Here is a 19611-nt window from a genome sequence, read left to right on the forward strand (position 1 = left end):
GTAATTTATTTTTTTACACCTTTCTGACGACGTCCGCCATGATTGAAAATTTTAGCTTCTACCGGCAGATTCTTTTCCTGAGCCAGGCGAGTAGGAGTAGGGAAGTCAAGTTTTTCCAATTCAGTAATTGCATTCTTGATGTCACCTAACAACATGTCTGCCATGTCGCGGCTAAATCCCTGACGAACAACAATACGCATTACAACGTAATCTTGTAACTTTTCAGGCAACGTATAAGCAGGAACCATCCAGCCATGTTGAGACAGCTTATCTTGCAAATCATACAGTGTCCATTTAGCTGTCTTAGCATATTCCGGTTTCATGTACCAAATAAATAGTGGGTTCACTACTTCTTTAGAGTAGTTTACGAACGGAGTCATCTTTCCTATTTCGCCATGAAGATACTTGGCAATCTGCAAAGAGTTGTACTGAACTTCCTTGTAACCTTGGAATCCTAAACGGATGAATTGATAATACTGTCCTAAAATCTGAGCAGCAGGACGAGAGAAGTTCAAACCAACCTGAGTAATGTTTGCTCCTAGATAGTTTACGCTGAATGCCATTTCTTCGGGCAGATATTCTTTACCTTTCCATACTACCCAGCCCAATCCCGGATAAACAAGTCCGAATTTATGACCTGATACACTGATAGAAAGTACCCATTTCAGACGGAAGTCCCATTTCGTTTCCGGATAAAGGAACGGAAGGATGAAGCCACCACTAGCGGCATCTACGTGAATAGGAATGTCAAAACCTGTTTTTGTATTATATGCATCAAGGGCTTTGTCAAGAGCTTCTACGTCATCATTCAATCCTGTCCATGTAACACCTTGGATAGGTACAATACAGATCGTGTTTTCATCACACATCTTCAATGCTTCTTCTGGATCGAGAGTTGTCTTTTCCAATGTTAAGGGCACTTCACGCATTTCAATCTGCCATAACTGGGCAAATTTTTCCCAAACTACCTGGAAACCGGTTGAGATAACAAAATTAGGTTTATCAAACGGTTTGCCTTGAGCTTGTCTTTTTTTACGCCAACGTAGCCACGCTGCTACACCACCCAACATACAAGCTTCGGAAGAGCCGATAGCCAAGGCACCAGTTTTCCAAGTATCCTTTTCTGGAGAGTTCCACAGGTTGGCAACGATATTGATACATTTACCGTTCATTACTGCGATACGTGGATACTCTGTTTCATCGATGTAATTGATGTTGATAGCCTCGTTCATCAGTTTGGTAGCATATTCGTCCATGTAAGTAGTGACGAAGGTTGCTAGATTCAGTCTTGGTTGAGTCTGAGCAAATGTTTCATCTTTCACCATTTGATATGCGATTTCCGGGGTAGTAGGGCCATCAGGAATTTTTTCTACGGGTGAAGGCTGCAACATTCTGTTAGAACCAAATACATCTGTCTTGGCATCACCTTTTCTAAAGTTTAAATCTTCCATACTTAATTTGTTTTTTTAAAGGTTTAGGCGATGGGGATTTTCCCCGTCTAATTTTTCACAACAACAGCAGATAGTATTGAAAGTTTGCTGGTTTTACATTATTTGGCGTTTATTAAGGGGTGAACTTTATTGCGGTGTGATTGTTGTTTTCAAACCTAAACATTTAACTTTCATACAATATGAGAATACAGACAGGTCATGGGACTATTCCCCTTATCACTCTGATTGGTATCTGGTCAATATCGGCATTGAATGCATTACCAGGGTTAGCTGTTTCACCTATTTTGGGGAAGCTTTCTGTCATCTTTCCCCATTCTACGGAGCTGGATATTCAGATGCTTTCGTCATTACCTTCATTGTTGGTTATACCTTTTATTCTGTTAGCAGGTAAACTGACAGAGAAAATGAATTTTATCCGTTTGCTGCAAGCGGGATTAGCGATTTTTGCATTAAGTGGCATTTTATATTTATTGTCTAATAAGATGTGGCAATTGATCGCTGTCAGTGCTATGCTTGGGGTAGGTTCTGGTATGATTGTCCCGTTATCCACAGCTGATTTCCAAATACTTCAGTGGAGCTTATAGAGTGAAGCAGTTCGGACTTAGCTCAGCAATAACCAATGTGACACTTGTTGTAGCCACTACAGTTACCGGTTATTTGGCAGAAGTAAACTGGCACCTGCCTTTTGTGGTTTATCTGCTTCCCATAGTATCTCTTGTTTTGTCTGTTTATTTGAAAAGAAGTATGGATAGCGAAGGTGATTCTTCACTTGCTAAAAAAGAATCGTCTGATGGAAGTGAAGACGAAGAAGTGGATACGGTTACATTGCATAGCAAATATGGTATCAATGTGAAGCACTTAATACAAGTAATGCTTTTTTATGGATTGTCTACTTTCCTTGTATTAGTTGTAACTTTCAATCTTCCTTTCTTGATGGAAGAATATCATTTTACCAGTGGTAATTCTGGCATTATGATATCACTATTCTTTTTGGCGATTATGGCTCCCGGTTTTTTCCTCAACCAGATTGTTGGTCGATTGAAAGAGAAAACAAAATTTTATAGTTTGTTATCCATTGCGATTGGTCTTGCTTTGATATGGGTTTCTCCAAAAGAATGGGTGATTGCACCCGGATGTATTCTTGTTGGTTTAGGTTATGGAGTGATTCAGCCGATTATTTATGATAAGACAACTCACACAGCTATTTCTAGAAAAGTAACTTTAGCACTGGCTTTTGTGATGATGATGAACTATCTTGCCATTTTGCTTTGTCCGTTTATCATTGACTTTTTCCAGTCAATGTTCCACATAAAGACTCAGCAGTTTGGTTTTGTATTTAATTTATGTATTACAATTGCTGCTCTCATATGGGCTTATATTCGCCGTCACGAGTTTCTATTTAATGACCAATTGAAATAAAACAAAGATGAAGAATAAAAAACTAGAAGCCAACCTAAGTATGGCAGTCTCAAAAGTCTTTAGTGGATTGAATATGAATGCTCTGAAATTTCTTCTCCCATTGTGGATGAGTCCACTGACGGGGGCAACATTTCGTTGTGCTTTTGCAGCAGTTGCTTTCTGGGTGATAGGTTGGTTTATGCCTCCGGAGAAATCGACAACAAGAGATAAGTGGCTTCTATTCTTATTGGGGGCTTTGGGACTTTATGGATTTATGTTCCTCTATCTTACAGGATTGAGTAAAACAACTCCGGTTTCCAGTTCTATCTTTACTAGTTTGCAACCTATTTGGGTTTTTCTGATAATGATTTTTTTCTATAAAGAGAAAGCTACCGGCAAAAAGATAATCGGAATTTCTATAGGATTAATAGGAGCATTGGTTTGTATCTTAACTCAGCAAAGTGACGATCTGGCTTCTGATGCTTTTGTAGGAAATATGCTTTGTCTCATCAGTTCGATAGTTTATGCTATCTATCTGGTATTGAGTCAACGCATTCTTACTTCTATTGGTGCAATGACTATGTTAAAATATACCTTTTCAGGTGCGGCTGTCTCTGCCATTATCGTGTCTTGTATTGTTGGTATTGATGCACCTGTCTTTTCATTACCATTCCACTGGACGCCTTTCCTGATCTTAATGTTTGTTCTGGTATTTCCGACCACTATTAGCTATATGCTGCTTCCTGTTGGCTTGAAATATTTGAAGACAACAGTCGTTGCCATTTACGGTTACCTTATCCTGATTGTTGCAACGATAGCTTCCTTGGTATTAGGTCAAGACCGTTTTAGCTGGACACAAACCTTTGCGATTTTATTTATCTGTGTGGGAGTTTATTTGGTAGAAGTAGCGGAAAGTAAAGATCAGTCGGCAGACTCATTGAAAACCAAAAAATGAAAGAAATAAGGTATCCCTATATCCCTATAGAGATACCTATCAATTATTTAATCATCATGTTTTATAGAGAGGAGTTGATAGCTTTAGCTATGGCTATAAATTCTTCTTCCGATAATTTCAATTTAGGATTGGAAAATAGCATATCCGATTCCTTCTGGATAGGGATCAGATGAATGTGTGCATGAGGAACTTCCAGACCAATAACAGCTTCACCAACTTTCTGACAGGGGAAAGCCTTTTGAATGCCTTTAGCTATTTTCTTGGCGAAGACGTGCATAGCTGCTAAATCTTCATCACTCAAATCGAAAATATAATCAACTTCTTGTTTGGGGACTACCAACGTATGTCCTTTTACCAACGGATTGATGTCAAGGAAAGCAAAGAACTTATCGTCTTCGGCCACCTTGTAACAGGGAATTTCACCTGCGATGATTCTGCTGAATATTGTTGCCATAACGTATATAGATAAAAGAAGGCAAGCTCCTTTGCGGAGACCTGCCTTTACATTAAATTGATATGTTTACTACTTCCAGTGCAATCTGACCTTGCGGAACTTTGATTTCAGCAATATCACCTACCTTTTTACCAAGTAAACCTTGTGCGATAGGAGTATTTACAGAAATCTTTCCTTCTTTCAGATTAGCTTCACTTTCAGAAACGATGGTATAAGTCATCTTCATACCATTTTTTACGTTCTTCAGTTCCACTTTGTTTAAGATCTGTACGGAATCTGTTTTTAATTTTGATTCATCAATAATCTTAGCATCTGCGATAACAGCTTTTAATTTGTTAATGCGCATTTCCAACATGCCTTGCGCTTCTTTAGCTGCATCGTATTCTGCATTTTCTGACAAATCTCCTTTATCTCTTGCTTCAGCTATTGCCGCAGAGATTTTAGGGCGTTCTACTGTTTCCAGTTCTTTCAGTTCCGCCATAAGTTTTTTGTAACCTTCTTCTGACATATAAGCCATGATGTTTCCTCCTTTAATTAAAAATGGTCATATAAACAAAAAAGAATTCCAACATGAGTCATGCTGGAACCCTCTTCTAATGATTTCTTTGCAAAGATAACCTTTTAAGTAATATGAGTCAAGCAAAAAAGAATGCTATGTAACATATTTAAATGAAATATGCTAAAATGTAACAACTTAAAGTAAAGATTTGACGGATGCTTCTATATCCTTGATGTCTTCGCCACGAAGTTTTAATTCGTTGTTGCGATTAACTAGGAAGATAGATGGTATCTGACGAACATTATATACAGCTACGTTGCTGGAATACACACCGTTGCCGTCGCGAACGCATACCCAAGGCAAGTTGGCTGCGGATGTTTTCCAGAAATGCTCGTCGGCATCTAAAGATACTTGATAAATTTCCAATCCCTGTGAAGCGTATTTGTTATATAATTCACGAAGCATCAAGTTGTGTGTCGCACCTGCCGGAGCTTGGTATACAGTGAAATCTAACAACACTACTTTACCTTTCAGATCAGTCAGTTTGCGAATATTTCCTTTCACATCACGTAATGCAATATCGATAATACCTGTTTTTATAATCTTGTCTTGTGGAATCTCCAGATTCTGTGTCTGAGGTTTGCGAGTATTCTTCATCCCTTTAATCACAATATTATACAGGTTCTTGGAACGTACAGCATGAGGAAAAGCATTGTTGAGGCTGGTAGCAACGGCTGCAAAACATCTTACATCGTCTTTATTGTTCAACGGATCAAATATCAAGTAGTCGTTGAGTTTCTGGAACAAAGCGAAATAAGCAGCTGCAGTGTTAGGAGCCGCAAAAATATAGTTCATTTTAACATCGTCTTTGTATCTTTTTACCAGTGCGGTGAGGCTATCTTCCAGAACATTGTGACTTAATTTATTAGCTCGCAGTGCATTTAATAAATTATCCGCATCTTTCTGAAGACGGATCTGCTTTAAAGTCAGTTCTTTAATCTTACTGCTATTTTCTGAACCTTCAACAGTATATGCTGTGGAAAAATCGGTGTAAGGGGCATTGATTTGAATCGTTTCAAGTGAATCCACAGAGAAATTGATGACTTTATCTTCTACCCGTAGCCGATAAAATTCCGGAGATTCGGGACGGGGTTGTTTGAAGCTGAACTTACCTTCCCCCTTTAGCTTGACAGAATCAAGTGGAACGATACCTTCCAACCCGGAAGCTTCCAGATAAAGAGTTTTTCCGTCAGCTCCGGATACGTCACCGTTTACATGGAACTTAGGGCCGGAACTACAAGCTGTAATGGTCAGTGCAGCAATAGCTGCAAAAGTTATTTTTTTCATATCGTGTGTTATTATAAGAGTTGCAAATATACTTCTTTTCAAGATTAGTCAAAGCATTTTGCCTGCTTCTTCACCCTTATTTTGAAAAAAATCATATTACAACTAACTTTTTACCTCATTTCCACCCGATTACAATGATAAATGTGTATCTTTGCAAGAATTTTGAAAGAAAAGTATAGATAAAACAATTTTTATGATTAACCCAATTGTTAAAACGATCGAGTTACCTGATGGAAGAACCATCACACTCGAGACGGGAAAGTTGGCAAAACAGGCAGACGGTTCTGTAATGCTTCGCATGGGAAACACCATGTTGTTAGCTACTGTTTGTGCCGCTAAAGATGCAGTTCCCGGAACAGATTTTATGCCTTTACAGGTAGAGTACAAAGAAAAATTTGCGGCATTCGGCCGTTTCCCTGGTGGTTTCACCAAAAGAGAAGGTAGAGCTTCTGATTATGAAATTCTTACTTGTCGTCTTGTAGACCGCGCTCTCCGTCCTCTATTCCCTGATAACTATCATGCAGAGGTATATGTAAACATCATTCTCTTTTCAGCTGATGGTGAAGATATGCCGGATGCTTTGGCAGGACTTGCTGCTTCTGCAGCACTTGCTGTTTCAGATATTCCTTTCAACGGACCGATCTCTGAAGTACGTGTAGCACGTATTGATGGACAGTTCGTTATCAATCCTACTTTTAACCAATTGGAAAAAGCTGATATGGACCTTATGGTTGCCGCTACTTATGAGAATATCATGATGGTAGAAGGTGAAATGAATGAAGTATCGGAAGCTGAATTACTGGAAGCAATGAAGGTGGCTCACGAAGCTATCAAAGTTCATTGTAAAGCTCAAATGGAACTGACAGAAGAAGTTGGTAAAACTGTAAAACGTGAATATTGCCATGAAGTAAATGACGAAGATTTGCGTAAGGCTGTACGTGAAGCATGTTATGACAAGGCTTATGCTATCGCTGCTTCTGGAAACAAGAACAAGCACGAACGTATGGAGGCTTTTGAGGCTATCTGTGACGAGTTTAAAGCACAATTCTCAGAAGAAGAATTGGAAGAAAAAGCTCCGTTGATCGACCGTTATTATCATGATGTAGAAAAAGAAGCCATGCGTCGTAGCATTCTTGATGAAGGCAAGCGTTTGGATGGTCGTAAGACTACCGAGATTCGTCCGATCTGGTGCGAAGTGGGATACCTACCTGGCCCTCATGGATCTGCTATCTTTACTCGTGGTGAAACTCAGTCATTGACTTCTGTTACTTTAGGTACGAAATTGGATGAGAAGATCATAGATGATGTATTGACTCATGGAAAGGAACGTTTCTTGTTACATTATAATTTTCCTCCTTTCTCAACAGGTGAAGCTAAAGCACAACGTGGTGTAGGTCGTCGTGAAATCGGTCACGGTCACTTGGCTTGGCGTGCATTGAAAGGACAGATTCCTGCTGACTATCCGTATGTAGTACGTGTCGTTTCAGATATTCTTGAATCTAATGGTTCTTCTTCAATGGCTACTGTATGTGCCGGAACATTGGCTTTGATGGATGCGGGTGTGAAAATCAACAAACCGGTTTCTGGTATCGCTATGGGATTGATTAAGAATCCGGGTGAAGAGAAATATGCTATATTGTCTGATATCTTGGGTGATGAAGATCACCTCGGAGATATGGACTTCAAGGTGACTGGTACAAAAGATGGTATTACCGCCACTCAGATGGATATTAAAGTAGACGGTCTGTCGTATGATATTCTGGAACGTGCTTTGAATCAGGCAAAAGAAGGTCGGATGCATATCCTTGGTAAGATCACTGAAACAATCTCTGAACCACGTGTTGATTTGAAAGACCATGCTCCTCGTATTGAGACGATGACTATCCCGAAAGAATTTATCGGTGCTATTATCGGCCCGGGTGGAAAAATCATTCAGGGTATGCAGGAAGAAACGGGTGCTGTAATCACTATCGAAGAAATCGGTGGAATCGGTCGCATCGAGGTTTCCGGAACAAACAAGAAGTGCATTGATGACGCTATGCGTATGATCAAAGCAATCGTTGCTGTTCCTGAAATAGGTGAAGTGTATAAAGGTAAGGTTCGCTCTATCATGCCTTACGGTGCATTCATCGAATTCTTGCCAGGTAAAGATGGTTTGCTTCATATCTCAGAAATTGACTGGAAACGTCTCGAAACAGTTGAAGAAGCCGGAATCAAAGAAGGGGATGAGATTGATGTTAAATTGATTGATATTGATCCGAAGACAGGTAAATTCAAACTTTCAAGAAAAGTTTTGATGCCAAGACCGGAAAAGAAATAAAGAAACGAATTGTTTCTCATAATTAGATGGCCCGATTACTTTAAGTAGTCGGGCTATTTTATTTACATATGTATCTTGTTTTGTCAGAATAGTACTAAAAAGAATCGGAAAGTACCCCCATACTTCCCGATTCGAAACAGTCAAAAATCGACCTTAATCAATTTATTAACTTAACACGTTACAAAGATATGAGAAAATTTTCTTTGGAATGGCTTTTTACTCAAAAAAGTTTAATCGTAGAGTAAATAATGTTGTTATGGAAGCTGTTTTTAGGTTAGCGAGAAGGCGGGTAAGGACTTTTTCTTCGGTTATAAGACCGATTTATAGGTTATATAATATTCTTTTCTGAATTGCTTGCTTGAATGACTTTCCCCGGACGTACATCTGGGGAATCCCCACATGTACGTCTGGTACTACCCAGATGTACGTCCGGGGATATGAGTTACTTATAAATTTGTATTGGAAGTTCGCCTTTTAATGCACTTAGAGCATTCAATGCCAATGCTTCCATTTCATCTTCTCCGGGATAGACATATATAGGGGCCAGGAATGCAATACGTTTTGTCAGGCGGGAGACTACATAATCGGAGTAAGCAATACCACCTGTTAGAAGGATCGCGTCTATTTTTCCACAAAGTACAGTAGAGGCGGCGCCAATTGCTTTAGCAATATTATAGATCATGGCATCTATTACTAATTCTGCTTTCTTGTCACCTTTTTCTATGGATTGGATAATAGCAGCTACATCTGTAGTACCTAAATGGGCAGTAAGTCCGGCTCGTCCCGAAATGCGTTTTTTTAGTTCGTCTTTGGTGAACTGACCACTAAAACATAAATCAATTAACTGGCCTGCAGGAAGTGTTCCTGCTCGTTCTGGTGAGAAAGGACCTTCACCGTCTAGTGCATTATTGGCGTCAATGGCACGTCCGTGCTGGTGGACTGCTATAGAAATCCCCCCTCCCAAGTGACAAATAATCAAATCTAGACTTTCATAGTGGGTATGTTGTTCCTGAGCGAATCGGCGTGCAATTGCTTTTTGGTTTAAAGCGTGCCAGATGGTAATTCGTGGCATTAATGGAGACCCAGTGATACGGGCTATGTCTTCCAGTTCGTCCACTACTCCAGGGTCAGCAATAAATGCACGACAACTAGGTAAAGAAGAAGATAGTTCATCAGCAATTAATCCTCCCAAGTTACAGACATGAGTACGCATTGCGTGTAAGGTATCGCGTTTCATCGCATCGTTTACTTCGTATACACCACCGGGAATAGGCTTGACTAGACCACCGCGTCCGACGATTGCATCGAATGCGAAAGGTATTCCGTTAGCTTCTAGTTCCTGAAGTACCAGATTCTTCCGAAATTCGAATTGATCTATCACTTGTGGATAGGCGGATAATTCTTCCACTGTATGTCGGATATTGCGAACCAGAATCGGAGTTTCGTTTTCGTATACAGCTATTTTGGTGGAAGTAGAACCGGGGTTGATTGCTAGAATCTTCATTAATCTTGAATTTTAAATTATGAATTCGGATGAATTTGTTTTCTGCATTCGCAGTCTCCTGATACTTGTAGACAAGCCATTGCAATACTATAATATTTAGATAACCCAGAGTCACTGCGTGACGGAAGTACCACCGGACAGATAGGGCCTTGTAATAATCCTGCCATTTCTGCTTTCGCAAATAATGATACAGATTTATAAAATGCATTGCCTGATTCGATGTTTGGGAAAATCAGTACATCTGCCTGTCCGTTGATAGGAGAAACAATACCTTTGATATCTCCGCTCGCTTGTTCACAAGAGGTACGCACATCGAGTGGACCGTCGATAATGACATTTCCAAATTCTCCGGCCTCGGCTAATTCCACAATATTCACATAATCCAGTGAATGTGGGAATTTAGCACTTACTTTTTCAGTACAATGAATCAGTGCGATGCGTGGTTGATCGATGCCAAAGTGGCGACAGGTGCAGATGGAATACCAAATCATTTCTATTCGTTGTTGTAATGTAGGGCGTGGAATTACGGCTGCATCCGAAAAGAATAGTAACTTATGGTAAGTTGGGATTTCCATAACAGCAAGATGAGTGAGGATTTTGCCTTTAGGTAATAATCCTTTCTCTTTGTCGAGTATAGCATGGAGTAAATTATCTGTATTAATAATACCTTTCATCAGAATATCTGCTCCGCCTTCGCGTACAACACGTACAGCTTCACGTGCTGCCTCGTCCGGATCATCAATGTGAATTGTTTTCACATAGTCGGGATATTGTTTGAGAGTGGGGAATTTATTCAAGATGGCAGAGTCACCAATCATAAGAAATTCTGCAAATCCTTCCTCTAAGGCACGGGCAATGGCATATTCTGTATTGGCATCATTGGCGCAAACTACTGCTATTCGTTTTCTATTGCGTTGTTTCTTTAGATGGGCTGTTAATTGGGCAAAACTTTGAATAGGTTCCATAACGTTATGTTTTTAGCAAATATCTGAAAAATGATTGAAAAAACAGGCAGAATGATCTTAAAAAAATCATCCTAAATATAACATTTTGCTATATTGTATTTGTTTTTAAGGTCTGATATACGTAGAATCGTTTTTTCGTGTATTTTTGCAAAAGAAAATTCCCTGAAAACAAAATTGATATGAAACATTATACAAGTCTCTTATTTATTAGCTCATTGCTCTTTTGCTGGATGTTCATATCTTGTAAATCGACTCAAAGACTTACGGACTGGTCGCTGGTGTGGGAAGAGAATTTTAATCAGAAAAAAGGTTTCAATGAACAGGTATGGAGTAAAATACCTCGTGGAGGAGCTGATTGGGATAATTACATGACAGACTTTGATTCCTGCTACGCAATGCGTAAAGGAAAATTGGTGTTAAGGGGTATTGTCAATCACACGCAACTCAATGACACAGCTCCTTATTTGACTGGTGGTGTTTATTCGAAGGGGAAAAAAGTTTTCTCCGATGGACGCATTGAAATTCGGGTTAAGTTAGATCCAGCGAAAGGAGCTTGGCCGGCTATCTGGATGTTGGCCGAGAATGCCGATTGGCCGGTAGGAGGCGAGATTGATATTATGGAACGTTTGAATCATGATTCCATTGTTTATCAAACGGTTCATTCTTATTATACTTATACGTTAGGTCTAAGAGAATACCCTAAGTCAGGTTCTAAAGGGATGATAGATCCGGATTGCTATAATGTATTTGCGGTTGAAATGTATCCGGACAGCCTTTCATTCTATATTAATAATATACATACGTTTACTTATCCCCGCATACAAACAATAGAGAAAGGTCAGTATCCATTTAATCAGCCTTTTTATTTGTTGATTGATATGCAATTGGGCGGTTCTTGGGTGGGGACAGTCGATCCTAAAGAGCTTCCGGTGGAGATGAAAGTAGACTGGGTACGTTTTTATCAGCAAAAATCAATAAAGTAATAATATGGATATTCAATTCCCTTCCTTTCTGCAACGAGGTGATAAAGTGGTGATTATTTCTCCTTCCAGTAAAATTGATAGTCAATTTCTAAAAGGAGCGAAGAAACGTTTAGAGTTGTGGGGACTGAAAGTTGCTATGGGAAAACATGCCGGAGGTTCTTCCGGACGCTTTGCCGGAACGATTAAACAACGTTTGAAAGACCTTCAAGATGCGATGGATGATCCGAAAGTAAAAGCAATCCTTTGTAGTCGGGGAGGATATGGAGTGGTACATTTAATTGATAAAATTGACTTTACCGGATTTAGAGAACATCCTAAATGGTTACTCGGATTCAGTGATATTACCGCTTTGCATAATCTTTTCCAGAAAAATGGATATGCTTCGTTGCATTCATTGATGGCTCGCCATCTCACAGTAGAGCCGGAGGGTGATCTTTGTGCCGGTTATCTGAAAGATATTTTATTCGGAAATCTGCCCGAATATACTTGTGAAAAACATAAGTTGAATAAACAGGGAAGTGTGCAAGGAATCTTGCGCGGAGGAAACATGGCAGTAGCATATGGTTTGCGAGGTACTCCTTATGATATTCCTGCAGAAGGTACTGTGCTGTTTATCGAAGATGTCAGTGAGCGTCCCCATGCTATTGAACGCATGATGTATAATCTGAAGTTGGGAGGTGTGCTGGAGAAACTGTCAGGATTGATTGTCGGACAGTTTACCGAATATGATGAGGATCATTCGTTAGGTAAAGAGCTGTATGCTGCTTTGGCAGATTTGGTGAAAGAATACGATTATCCGGTTTGTTTTAACTTTCCTGTAGGCCATGTCACTCATAATTTACCACTAATCAACGGAGCAAAAGTCGAGTTTACAGTTGGTAAGAAAAATGTGGAACTAAAGTTTATTTGTTAATAATCTATTCCATTTGAACGATACTGTGATGAAAATGACTAATTTTGAAGTCTTAACATAAAAAGATGACAATGAAAAAGAAAGCTATGATATTATTGGGTAGTACTTTCTTGTTATTCTCCGCTTTTTCTTGTGGGGGAAATAGCAAAGCTGGAAGTACAAACAATGTAGAGAGTGTAGGGGTGGTGAATGTACCTCAGTTTGATGCGGATAGTGCGTATTTGTATGTGAAAAGTCAAGTTGATTTTGGTCCCCGAGTACCCAATTCTAAAGAACATGTAGCATGTGGTAATTATCTGGCTAAACAATTAGAGACATTTGGCGCAAGAGTAACCAATCAATATGCCGATTTGATTGCTTATGACGGGACTTTACTGAAAGCGAGGAATATCATAGGCTCTTATAAACCTGAAAATAAAAAAAGAATTGCTTTGTTTGCACATTGGGATACCCGCCCATGGCTGATAATGATCCGGATAAGAAAAATCATCATACTCCTATTCTGGGTGCAAATGATGGAGCAAGTGGAGTAGGAGTTTTGTTGGAGATTGCCCGATTGATTAATCAGCAACAACCGGAGTTAGGCATTGATATTATCTTTCTGGATGCAGAAGATTATGGGGCAAGTGGAGGTAAAGAGGAATCATGGTGTTTGGGTGCTCAATATTGGCTCGTAATCCACATGTAGAAAAATATAATGCTCGTTTTGGTATTTTACTTGATATGGTTGGAGGTGAAAATACAATGTTTTTAAAAGAATCTCACTCTGAGCAATATGCGCCGGATATTAATAAAAAGGTATGGAAAGCCGCTAAGAAACTGGGGTATGGGAAAATGTTCATTGATGAAAATGGAGGAGCTGTTACGGATGATCATTTGTTTATAAACGAACTTGCACGTATTAAGACAATTGATATCATTGCTTCTGATCCGGAAGGAGGTTTTACTCCGACCTGGCATACGATCAATGATAATATGGATCATATTGATAAGAATACTTTGAAAGCTGTAGGACAAACAGTATTGGAAGTAATCTACAATGAGAAATAAATAATTTATCAGTACCAATTCGCTAATGTACCTGATTACTTTTATGTAAGTATGTATGCGAGGCTATTAGTGTATTGTTATATTGCCAATTTAAATAATTATTTTATATGTCAATAAATGAATTGCAGGACGAAGTTATTGCTGAATTCAGTGACTTCGATGATTGGATGGACCGCTATCAACTGTTGATCGACTTGGGAAACGAGCAGGAACCGCTTGATGAGAAATATAAAACAGAACAGAATCTAATCGAAGGTTGTCAGAGTCGTGTGTGGCTTCAGGCAGATGACGTGGATGGTAAGATTGTCTTTAAGGCAGAAAGTGATGCGCTGATCGTAAAAGGAATAATTGCTTTACTTATTAAAGTTCTGTCCGGACATACAGCCGATGAAATTCTAAAAGCTGATCTTTATTTTATTGATAAGATTGGTTTGAAAGAACATTTGTCGCCTACACGAAGCAATGGTTTGCTTTCGATGGTGAAACAGATACGCATGTATGCTTTGGCGTTCAAGGCAAAGGAGGGAAGATAACCTAATGATATTTAGTTAACCAATAAAAAAGTAGATTAAGTTTTTTTATCTTAATCTACTTTTTATAATATAATGGAGTACAATAGGTTAGTTTATATTCGTTTCATTCCATGGATAACCAACAGTTGTCCGATTCATCAATAGGATAACTCCTGTCAGTACAAGCAATGATACAATACAAGTAATCAGATAAGGAGCTCCAGTGATAATTTCGTCTATATATTTAGCTTCAGGAAATTTTGCGCTCAGATAAAGAGACATTGAATTATTGAGAACATGTATAAGAATACAAGGAATCAGACTTGCTGTTTTATAATAAATCCATGTTAATAGTATTCCGATTAAGAATGCGGGAAGTATCTGAGCCGGATTGATATGAATTATGCCAAATAGAAATGCTGAAAGAAGAATGGCTTTTGTTGGATTATACTGTTGCAGTAGGGCCTTGGTGATTGCTCCACGAAATAGTAATTCTTCAAATATAGGGCCAATAAGTGATATGACAAGTATTCCAATCCAGTTAGATTGGAGAATCTCGAAGGGGAATTCCATGATATTAGGAATCCATTTCATTAAGTCGGTGATAGCGGATACTACAAAAGTACAGGAAAGAATTGCCAGCACACTAAGAAGCAGATAAGAACCGGATACCAGTGACCAGGTTGTTTTTTGTTTGCTGATATAGCCGGCTTTCCATAAATATATAAGCATCATGAGTTGTCCAGTTAATTGTGCTGGAATTATAATCATGTTCATCAATGCTTCATTATTTAAACTTCCAGTGGTTATTATCTGATAAATTACACAAGGAATCATCACTAAAATTGGAGCGACAATCTGTGCAATAACGAGGTATAATAAAATTAGTTTGATTGCAGTTCTCATATTTGTTATATTCTTTAGTCTATGAATATAGACAGTATTTAGCTTAATATAGCTTCTACTTCCTTGGCATCTTTATGGAGTTCTTCAATTAACTCTTCAATACTGTCGAATTTTAATTCGGGACGTGTTCTTTTTACAAAAGTAAGCCTTATGAATTTATCGTAAATATCCGAGTGGAAATGTAGGATGTTTACTTCAATAGTCCGGTTAGAACCATTATCGATAGTAGGACGTACTCCAATGTTCAACATTCCCATATAAGTTTTCCCATCAAAAGTCACCCAAACAGCATATACCCCGTCTGCAGGAATTAATTTATCGGGATTATCAACACTTAAATTAGCTGTCGGAAATCCTATTTTCCGTCCTACCTGATAACCGCCTACGACTGTACCATCCAGAAAATATTCATATCCCAGACAACGGGCAGCTAGATCGACATCCCCTTGATGAAGCAGTTTCCGAATAAGTGAAGAACTTACTGTTATCTTTTGGGCATCATTAGTTTCTATATCATCCGTATATGCAATAGCACGAACTACTTCAATACCAATAGATTGGCCATAACTTACATAATCTTCGAATCCTTCACTTCGATTATGTCCAAAACGATGATCGTAGCCTATAACCAGACATTTTACCTGAAATCGTTCTTTCAATAATCGTTCCATAAACTTCAAGGCTGTCAAACTGGAAATCTCTGGAGTGAAATCAAGCATCAGGCAATAGTCTACTCCGGTATCGGCTAACAAATTGATTTTTTCATCCGGAGTTGTTAGTAATTCCAGACGATAATCCGAATGCATCACCTTACGAGGATGAACGGGAAAAGTAACTAAGGCAGAACGCAAACCTTTGATTGCCGCTATCTCTTTCACTTGTTGAATCAAATAGCGATGTCCGATATGTACTCCATCAAAAAAACCGATGGTGGCTACACATGGCTCAGGAATTATAGCGTCTGTATCACGTATAATCTGCATAGTTACAAAATTACCTTTTTTTATTGAATAAATGGCTCCAATCTTCACCGGCTTTTGGAGTATAGGTCGAAATTCCCAATTCCTGAGCTATTTTACAGTTTATATCAGAGTCGTCGATGAAGAAAGTTTCTTTAGGGTCAATATCTGCGTCTTCGATGACAGCTTTAAAAATCTCCATTTCGGGTTTGATCATTTTCATTTCAAAAGAGAGATAAGCCTTTTCGAAGTAGTCTTCTACTTTGAATGTGCGGTAGGGGAAAGCATTCTCACAAACCCATTTCCAATGGATAGCATTCGTATTACTGAGCAAGTAGACTACATATTTCTCGCGAAGTTTCAATAAGAGTTCAAGCTTATAGGTCGGTATATCCACAAGAAAGCTATTCCAGGCAGTATCAATTTGCTGATCACTGAGCGCTTTCCTCATCATTTCGCGAACCCCATTGCGAAATTCAGCAGAAGTAATCATTCCTTTTTCATGTTGCATGAAGATTCCCTGTTGATGATAGAAATTCAGTAGAGAATCGACATGTTCACATCCTAATTTTTTAAAATTGTCAATACAACGTTGGCGGTCTAGATTTATAAGTACTCCACCAAGATCGATAAGGAGATTTTTGATTCCTTTACTTCTCATTTTTCTTTTTGTGAGTAATACGTTGAACAAGGCGGATAAGTTCTCCAACCCATAACACCATGGACGAAACGCTTATAATACAAAGCCAGGTTTGCCAGTCGAGCGGTGTTGTACGGAATACTGCTCCTCCGAATTGTACAATGAGGAACTGACCGGCTAAAATGGCTAAAATAATTAACTCCATACCATACGATTTGGAAATCCCTTTGAAAGCAGAATCGGTAGTACCGAATACACGGGCATTGAAGAGATTCCAAAATTGAAGCATGACAAAAAAAGTGAAAAAGATAGTGAGATTTTGTGCATTCATACCTTGAGGAGTATGATCGAAATAATAGATCATTCCAAGCAATATGATGAGGAAGACAGAACCTACACCTAATATATTATGCTTCATTGCTTTCGTGATGATAAAATCACTGCTACGCCGAGGTTTATCCTGCATTACAGTCTCGCTGGGAGGAATAGACGCTAAAGCTAAAGCGGCAAAGGTATCCATAATAAGATTTACCCATAACATTTGTGTAACGGTTAGGGGTAGTTCTGTACCGATGATGGAGCCTAGCAGTACAATTAACAAAGCAACAAAGTTAATTGTCAACTGGAATACGATGAACCGTTGGATATTTTTATAGAGTGAACGTCCCCACATAACAGCAGTTCCAATGCTATTGAACGAGTCATCAAGCAGTGTGATATCACTTGCTTCTTTGGCTACGGAAGTTCCTGTACCCATTGACAATCCCACTTGAGCATGATTCAAGGCAGGTGCGTCATTCGTACCATCTCCTGTTACGGCAACTACTGCTCCTTTTTGTTGAAGCAACTGCACCAGGCGTTGTTTGTCCGTAGGACGTGCACGTGACATGATTTTGAGGTCCATGATACGTTTCAATGCCTCTTCATCACTTAATTCAGCAAAGGCAGCACCTGTTATCCGATTCCATTCAGTGTCTTTTTCAGGATTCCATAGTCCGATTTGGCGTGCAATCTCTGTTGCAGTTCCCGGAGTGTCTCCGGTGACAATCTTAATACCGATACCGGCTGATTGGCATTTAGCTACGGCAGCAGGTACATCCGGACGTATAGGGTCTGAAATGGCAACTACACCTAAAAAGTTTAAGTCATTGGCAGAGACAAGCTCTGTGCAGTCATTCGGCTCATTTTCTCCTACTATTTTGAAAGCAAAACCGAGAGTACGCATTGCCATGTTCTGATAGTTCAGTAACTGTGCTTCTACCGTAGAGCGATATTCTACTGCATCTACCCTACGTCCGTCCAATATAACTTCTTTGCATTTGCCGAGAACGATTTCGGGAGCTCCTTTGATATAGAGTATTTTCTTTCCGATAATCGGTGATTCAACAAGTGTAGCCATGAATTTGCGTTCTGTAGAGAACGTTAATTGGTCAAGTATATGTACCTTCTCTCTGAGCTCCAAATAATTTTTTCCTTGGCTATTGAGCCATAATAATAAAGCAACCTCAGTTGGATTTCCTACTCCTTTAGCTTTTCGCCATTTGTAGTTTCTTCAAGGAAAGCAGTTGAGTTTGCACTAATTCCTTCTACAATAAGAGTACTGATATCGTCATCAGATAACTGACTATTATTTTTGATTCCATAAAAGTTTGGCTCATATACTTGCATCTGGTTTTGAGTCAAAGTACCGGTTTTGTCTGTACAAATGACTGTAATTGCACCCATTGTCTCACAAGCGTGCATCTTTCTCACCAGGTTATTAGTGGAAAGCATACGACGCATATTCAGCGCCAGACTTAATGTAACACTCATAGGCAGACCTTCCGGAACAGCTACAACGATTAAGGTAACTGCCATCATAAAGTATTTCAGTGTCCGTTCCAAAACAGGAAGCCATTCATGCCAACCGTTGAGTGCACTGAAATCATAATATAACAACACATCTTTTACAAAGAATATAAGGAAGGCCAATCCTGCAACTGTAAATCCGATCTTTCCGATTAGGTTAGCAAGCTTGGTTAGTTGGATGTTTAATGGAGTTGGTTCAAGATTCTGTTCTGTGCTTTGACGGGCTACTTTTCCAATCTCCGTTGCATCTCCTACATGTAAAACACGCATTGTTCCGTGACCGTCCACCACTGTTGTTCCACGCATAACCAGATTAGAAGCATATGTTGCTTCTTCATCAAAATCAGCTTCAACAACTGTTTTATTGATTACCGGCTCACCGGTAAGGTTGGATTCGTTAACTTGTAGAGAAATGGCTTCCAGTAATTTCCCGTCTGCAGGAATTTCCTCTCCTGTTTCCAGAATTACAATATCTCCCACAACAATATCTTTACGAGGAACTTCTTGAACATGCCCGTTTCGGATAACTTTGACTAACGTCTCTTCATTAACGGCATTTAGCAGATCGAATTTTTTGTTAGCATCGTATTCGAAAAAGAAACCGATACCTGTAGCAAGCAGAATTGCTGCAATAATTCCGATAGTTTCGGCATACTCATTTTCGATGATAGAAATAATCAGCGAAAATACAGCGGCTATTAATAATACGCGTACAACAGGATCTTCAAACTTTTCGAGATAAAGTTTCCAAAGAGATGGACGCTTAGGAGGTGTTAGCAGGTTTACACCATTTTTTTCCCTGCTTTGTAGGACTTCCTTATCAGTAAGTCCTAAATGATTAGAATCATCTTTTATTGCACTCATGCAGATACATGCGTTTAGTTAGGATTGCAAAAATACAATATTA

The 19611-nt window shown here is 39.1% G+C and carries 15 protein-coding genes and 3 pseudogenes; 8 read left to right on the plus strand and 10 right to left on the minus strand.

The features are described 5' to 3' along the window. Positions 1-5: 5 nt before the first annotated feature. The gene (gene gad / locus JCM17102_RS11420) at positions 6-1451 is read right to left on the minus strand and encodes a glutamate decarboxylase (RefSeq protein ID WP_025075208.1); all 1446 of its coding nucleotides are present in this window, start codon (positions 1449-1451) and stop codon (positions 6-8) included. A gap of 179 nt (positions 1452-1630) precedes the next feature. Between gad and JCM17102_RS27335 the strand changes: the two are divergent. Together JCM17102_RS27335 and JCM17102_RS11430 are read left to right on the plus strand one after the other, a co-directional pair. Then, positions 1631-2870 (plus strand): annotated as a pseudogene (locus JCM17102_RS27335) (MFS transporter). 7 nt (positions 2871-2877) lie between these two features. Continuing rightward, positions 2878-3804, plus strand: a complete 927-nt coding sequence (locus JCM17102_RS11430; protein ID WP_025075209.1) for a DMT family transporter — start codon at positions 2878-2880, stop codon at positions 3802-3804. Between the two features lie 61 nt (positions 3805-3865). Here JCM17102_RS11430 and JCM17102_RS11435 read toward each other — a convergent pair whose 3' ends face one another. From JCM17102_RS11435 to JCM17102_RS11445, 3 genes are all read right to left on the minus strand, one after another. After that, entirely contained in the window at positions 3866-4258 is a 393-nt protein-coding gene (locus JCM17102_RS11435) for an HIT family protein (protein ID WP_025075210.1), read from the minus strand. A gap of 52 nt (positions 4259-4310) precedes the next feature. Further along, positions 4311-4775, minus strand: coding sequence for a transcription elongation factor GreA (greA, locus tag JCM17102_RS11440; RefSeq protein ID WP_025075211.1), 465 nt, complete (start codon positions 4773-4775; stop codon positions 4311-4313). A gap of 177 nt (positions 4776-4952) precedes the next feature. Next, positions 4953-6104, minus strand: a complete 1152-nt coding sequence (locus tag JCM17102_RS11445) for a DUF4369 domain-containing protein (protein ID WP_025075212.1) — start codon at positions 6102-6104, stop codon at positions 4953-4955. A gap of 193 nt (positions 6105-6297) precedes the next feature. Here JCM17102_RS11445 and pnp point away from each other — a divergent pair, with 193 nt between their 5' ends. Then, the gene (gene pnp / locus JCM17102_RS11450) at positions 6298-8424 is read left to right on the plus strand and encodes a polyribonucleotide nucleotidyltransferase (RefSeq protein WP_025075213.1); all 2127 of its coding nucleotides are present in this window, start codon (positions 6298-6300) and stop codon (positions 8422-8424) included. A 442-nt stretch (positions 8425-8866) separates the two neighbouring features. Here the strand turns inward: pnp and buk are convergent, their stop codons facing one another. After that, on the minus strand, positions 8867-9928 hold the full coding sequence (gene buk / locus JCM17102_RS11455) for a butyrate kinase (protein WP_025075214.1): 1062 nt from the start codon (positions 9926-9928) through the stop codon (positions 8867-8869). A gap of 17 nt (positions 9929-9945) precedes the next feature. Beyond that, positions 9946-10893 (minus strand): phosphate acyltransferase, encoded by a 948-nt coding sequence (locus JCM17102_RS11460; protein ID WP_025075215.1) that lies wholly within the window; start codon positions 10891-10893, stop codon positions 9946-9948. Between the two features lie 179 nt (positions 10894-11072). Here JCM17102_RS11460 and JCM17102_RS11465 point away from each other — a divergent pair, with 179 nt between their 5' ends. The 5 genes and pseudogenes from JCM17102_RS11465 (at position 11073) to JCM17102_RS11480 (ending at position 14372) form a co-directional block, all read left to right on the plus strand. Continuing rightward, positions 11073-11876, plus strand: a complete 804-nt coding sequence (locus JCM17102_RS11465; RefSeq protein WP_025075216.1) for a glycoside hydrolase family 16 protein — start codon at positions 11073-11075, stop codon at positions 11874-11876. Between the two features lie 4 nt (positions 11877-11880). Continuing rightward, positions 11881-12789, plus strand: a complete 909-nt coding sequence (locus JCM17102_RS11470) for a S66 peptidase family protein (RefSeq protein ID WP_025075217.1) — start codon at positions 11881-11883, stop codon at positions 12787-12789. Between the two features lie 71 nt (positions 12790-12860). Next, positions 12861-13322 carry a zinc-binding metallopeptidase family protein gene (locus JCM17102_RS32455; protein ID WP_373278884.1) on the plus strand — a complete coding sequence of 154 codons (462 nt, stop codon included), beginning with the start codon at positions 12861-12863 and terminating at the stop codon, positions 13320-13322. Next, positions 13247-13839, plus strand: a pseudogene (locus JCM17102_RS32460) (M28 family peptidase). Before JCM17102_RS32455 ends, JCM17102_RS32460 begins: the two are co-directional and overlap by 76 nt. A gap of 107 nt (positions 13840-13946) precedes the next feature. Then, a complete protein-coding gene (locus tag JCM17102_RS11480) occupies positions 13947-14372 on the plus strand; it encodes a SufE family protein (protein ID WP_025075218.1) in 426 nt (141 codons plus the stop codon). An 87-nt stretch (positions 14373-14459) separates the two neighbouring features. Here the strand turns inward: JCM17102_RS11480 and JCM17102_RS11485 are convergent, their stop codons facing one another. From JCM17102_RS11485 to JCM17102_RS27345, 4 genes and pseudogenes are all read right to left on the minus strand, one after another. Continuing rightward, on the minus strand, positions 14460-15257 hold the full coding sequence (locus tag JCM17102_RS11485) for a CPBP family intramembrane glutamic endopeptidase (protein ID WP_025075219.1): 798 nt from the start codon (positions 15255-15257) through the stop codon (positions 14460-14462). 38 nt (positions 15258-15295) lie between these two features. After that, positions 15296-16240, minus strand: coding sequence for a bifunctional riboflavin kinase/FAD synthetase (locus JCM17102_RS11490; protein WP_025075220.1), 945 nt, complete (start codon positions 16238-16240; stop codon positions 15296-15298). 10 nt (positions 16241-16250) lie between these two features. Next, a complete protein-coding gene (locus JCM17102_RS11495; protein ID WP_025075221.1) occupies positions 16251-16877 on the minus strand; it encodes an HAD family hydrolase in 627 nt (208 codons plus the stop codon). Beyond that, positions 16867-19568 (minus strand): annotated as a pseudogene (locus JCM17102_RS27345) (calcium-translocating P-type ATPase, PMCA-type). The gene JCM17102_RS11495 and the pseudogene JCM17102_RS27345 overlap by 11 nt, the downstream one beginning before the upstream one ends. Positions 19569-19611: the final 43 nt, after the last annotated feature.

It is taken from the genome of Bacteroides faecichinchillae JCM 17102 (assembly GCF_000614145.1).
Classification (GTDB): domain Bacteria; phylum Bacteroidota; class Bacteroidia; order Bacteroidales; family Bacteroidaceae; genus Bacteroides; species Bacteroides faecichinchillae.

Coding starts and splice junctions, on each gene's coding strand:
- greA (WP_025075211.1), bottom strand. CDS start 4,775: ATGGCTTATATGTCAGAAGAAGGTTACAAAAAACTTATGGCGGAACTG.
- JCM17102_RS32455 (WP_373278884.1), top strand. CDS start 12,861: ATGAAAAAGAAAGCTATGATATTATTGGGTAGTACTTTCTTGTTATTC.
- JCM17102_RS11490 (WP_025075220.1), bottom strand. CDS start 16,240: ATGCAGATTATACGTGATACAGACGCTATAATTCCTGAGCCATGTGTA.
- JCM17102_RS11460 (WP_025075215.1), bottom strand. CDS start 10,893: ATGGAACCTATTCAAAGTTTTGCCCAATTAACAGCCCATCTAAAGAAA.
- JCM17102_RS11480 (WP_025075218.1), top strand. CDS start 13,947: ATGTCAATAAATGAATTGCAGGACGAAGTTATTGCTGAATTCAGTGAC.
- JCM17102_RS11485 (WP_025075219.1), bottom strand. CDS start 15,257: ATGAGAACTGCAATCAAACTAATTTTATTATACCTCGTTATTGCACAG.
- JCM17102_RS11495 (WP_025075221.1), bottom strand. CDS start 16,877: ATGAGAAGTAAAGGAATCAAAAATCTCCTTATCGATCTTGGTGGAGTA.
- JCM17102_RS11465 (WP_025075216.1), top strand. CDS start 11,073: ATGAAACATTATACAAGTCTCTTATTTATTAGCTCATTGCTCTTTTGC.
- pnp (WP_025075213.1), top strand. CDS start 6,298: ATGATTAACCCAATTGTTAAAACGATCGAGTTACCTGATGGAAGAACC.
- JCM17102_RS11445 (WP_025075212.1), bottom strand. CDS start 6,104: ATGAAAAAAATAACTTTTGCAGCTATTGCTGCACTGACCATTACAGCT.
- JCM17102_RS11470 (WP_025075217.1), top strand. CDS start 11,881: ATGGATATTCAATTCCCTTCCTTTCTGCAACGAGGTGATAAAGTGGTG.
- JCM17102_RS11430 (WP_025075209.1), top strand. CDS start 2,878: ATGAAGAATAAAAAACTAGAAGCCAACCTAAGTATGGCAGTCTCAAAA.
- gad (WP_025075208.1), bottom strand. CDS start 1,451: ATGGAAGATTTAAACTTTAGAAAAGGTGATGCCAAGACAGATGTATTT.
- buk (WP_025075214.1), bottom strand. CDS start 9,928: ATGAAGATTCTAGCAATCAACCCCGGTTCTACTTCCACCAAAATAGCT.
- JCM17102_RS11435 (WP_025075210.1), bottom strand. CDS start 4,258: ATGGCAACAATATTCAGCAGAATCATCGCAGGTGAAATTCCCTGTTAC.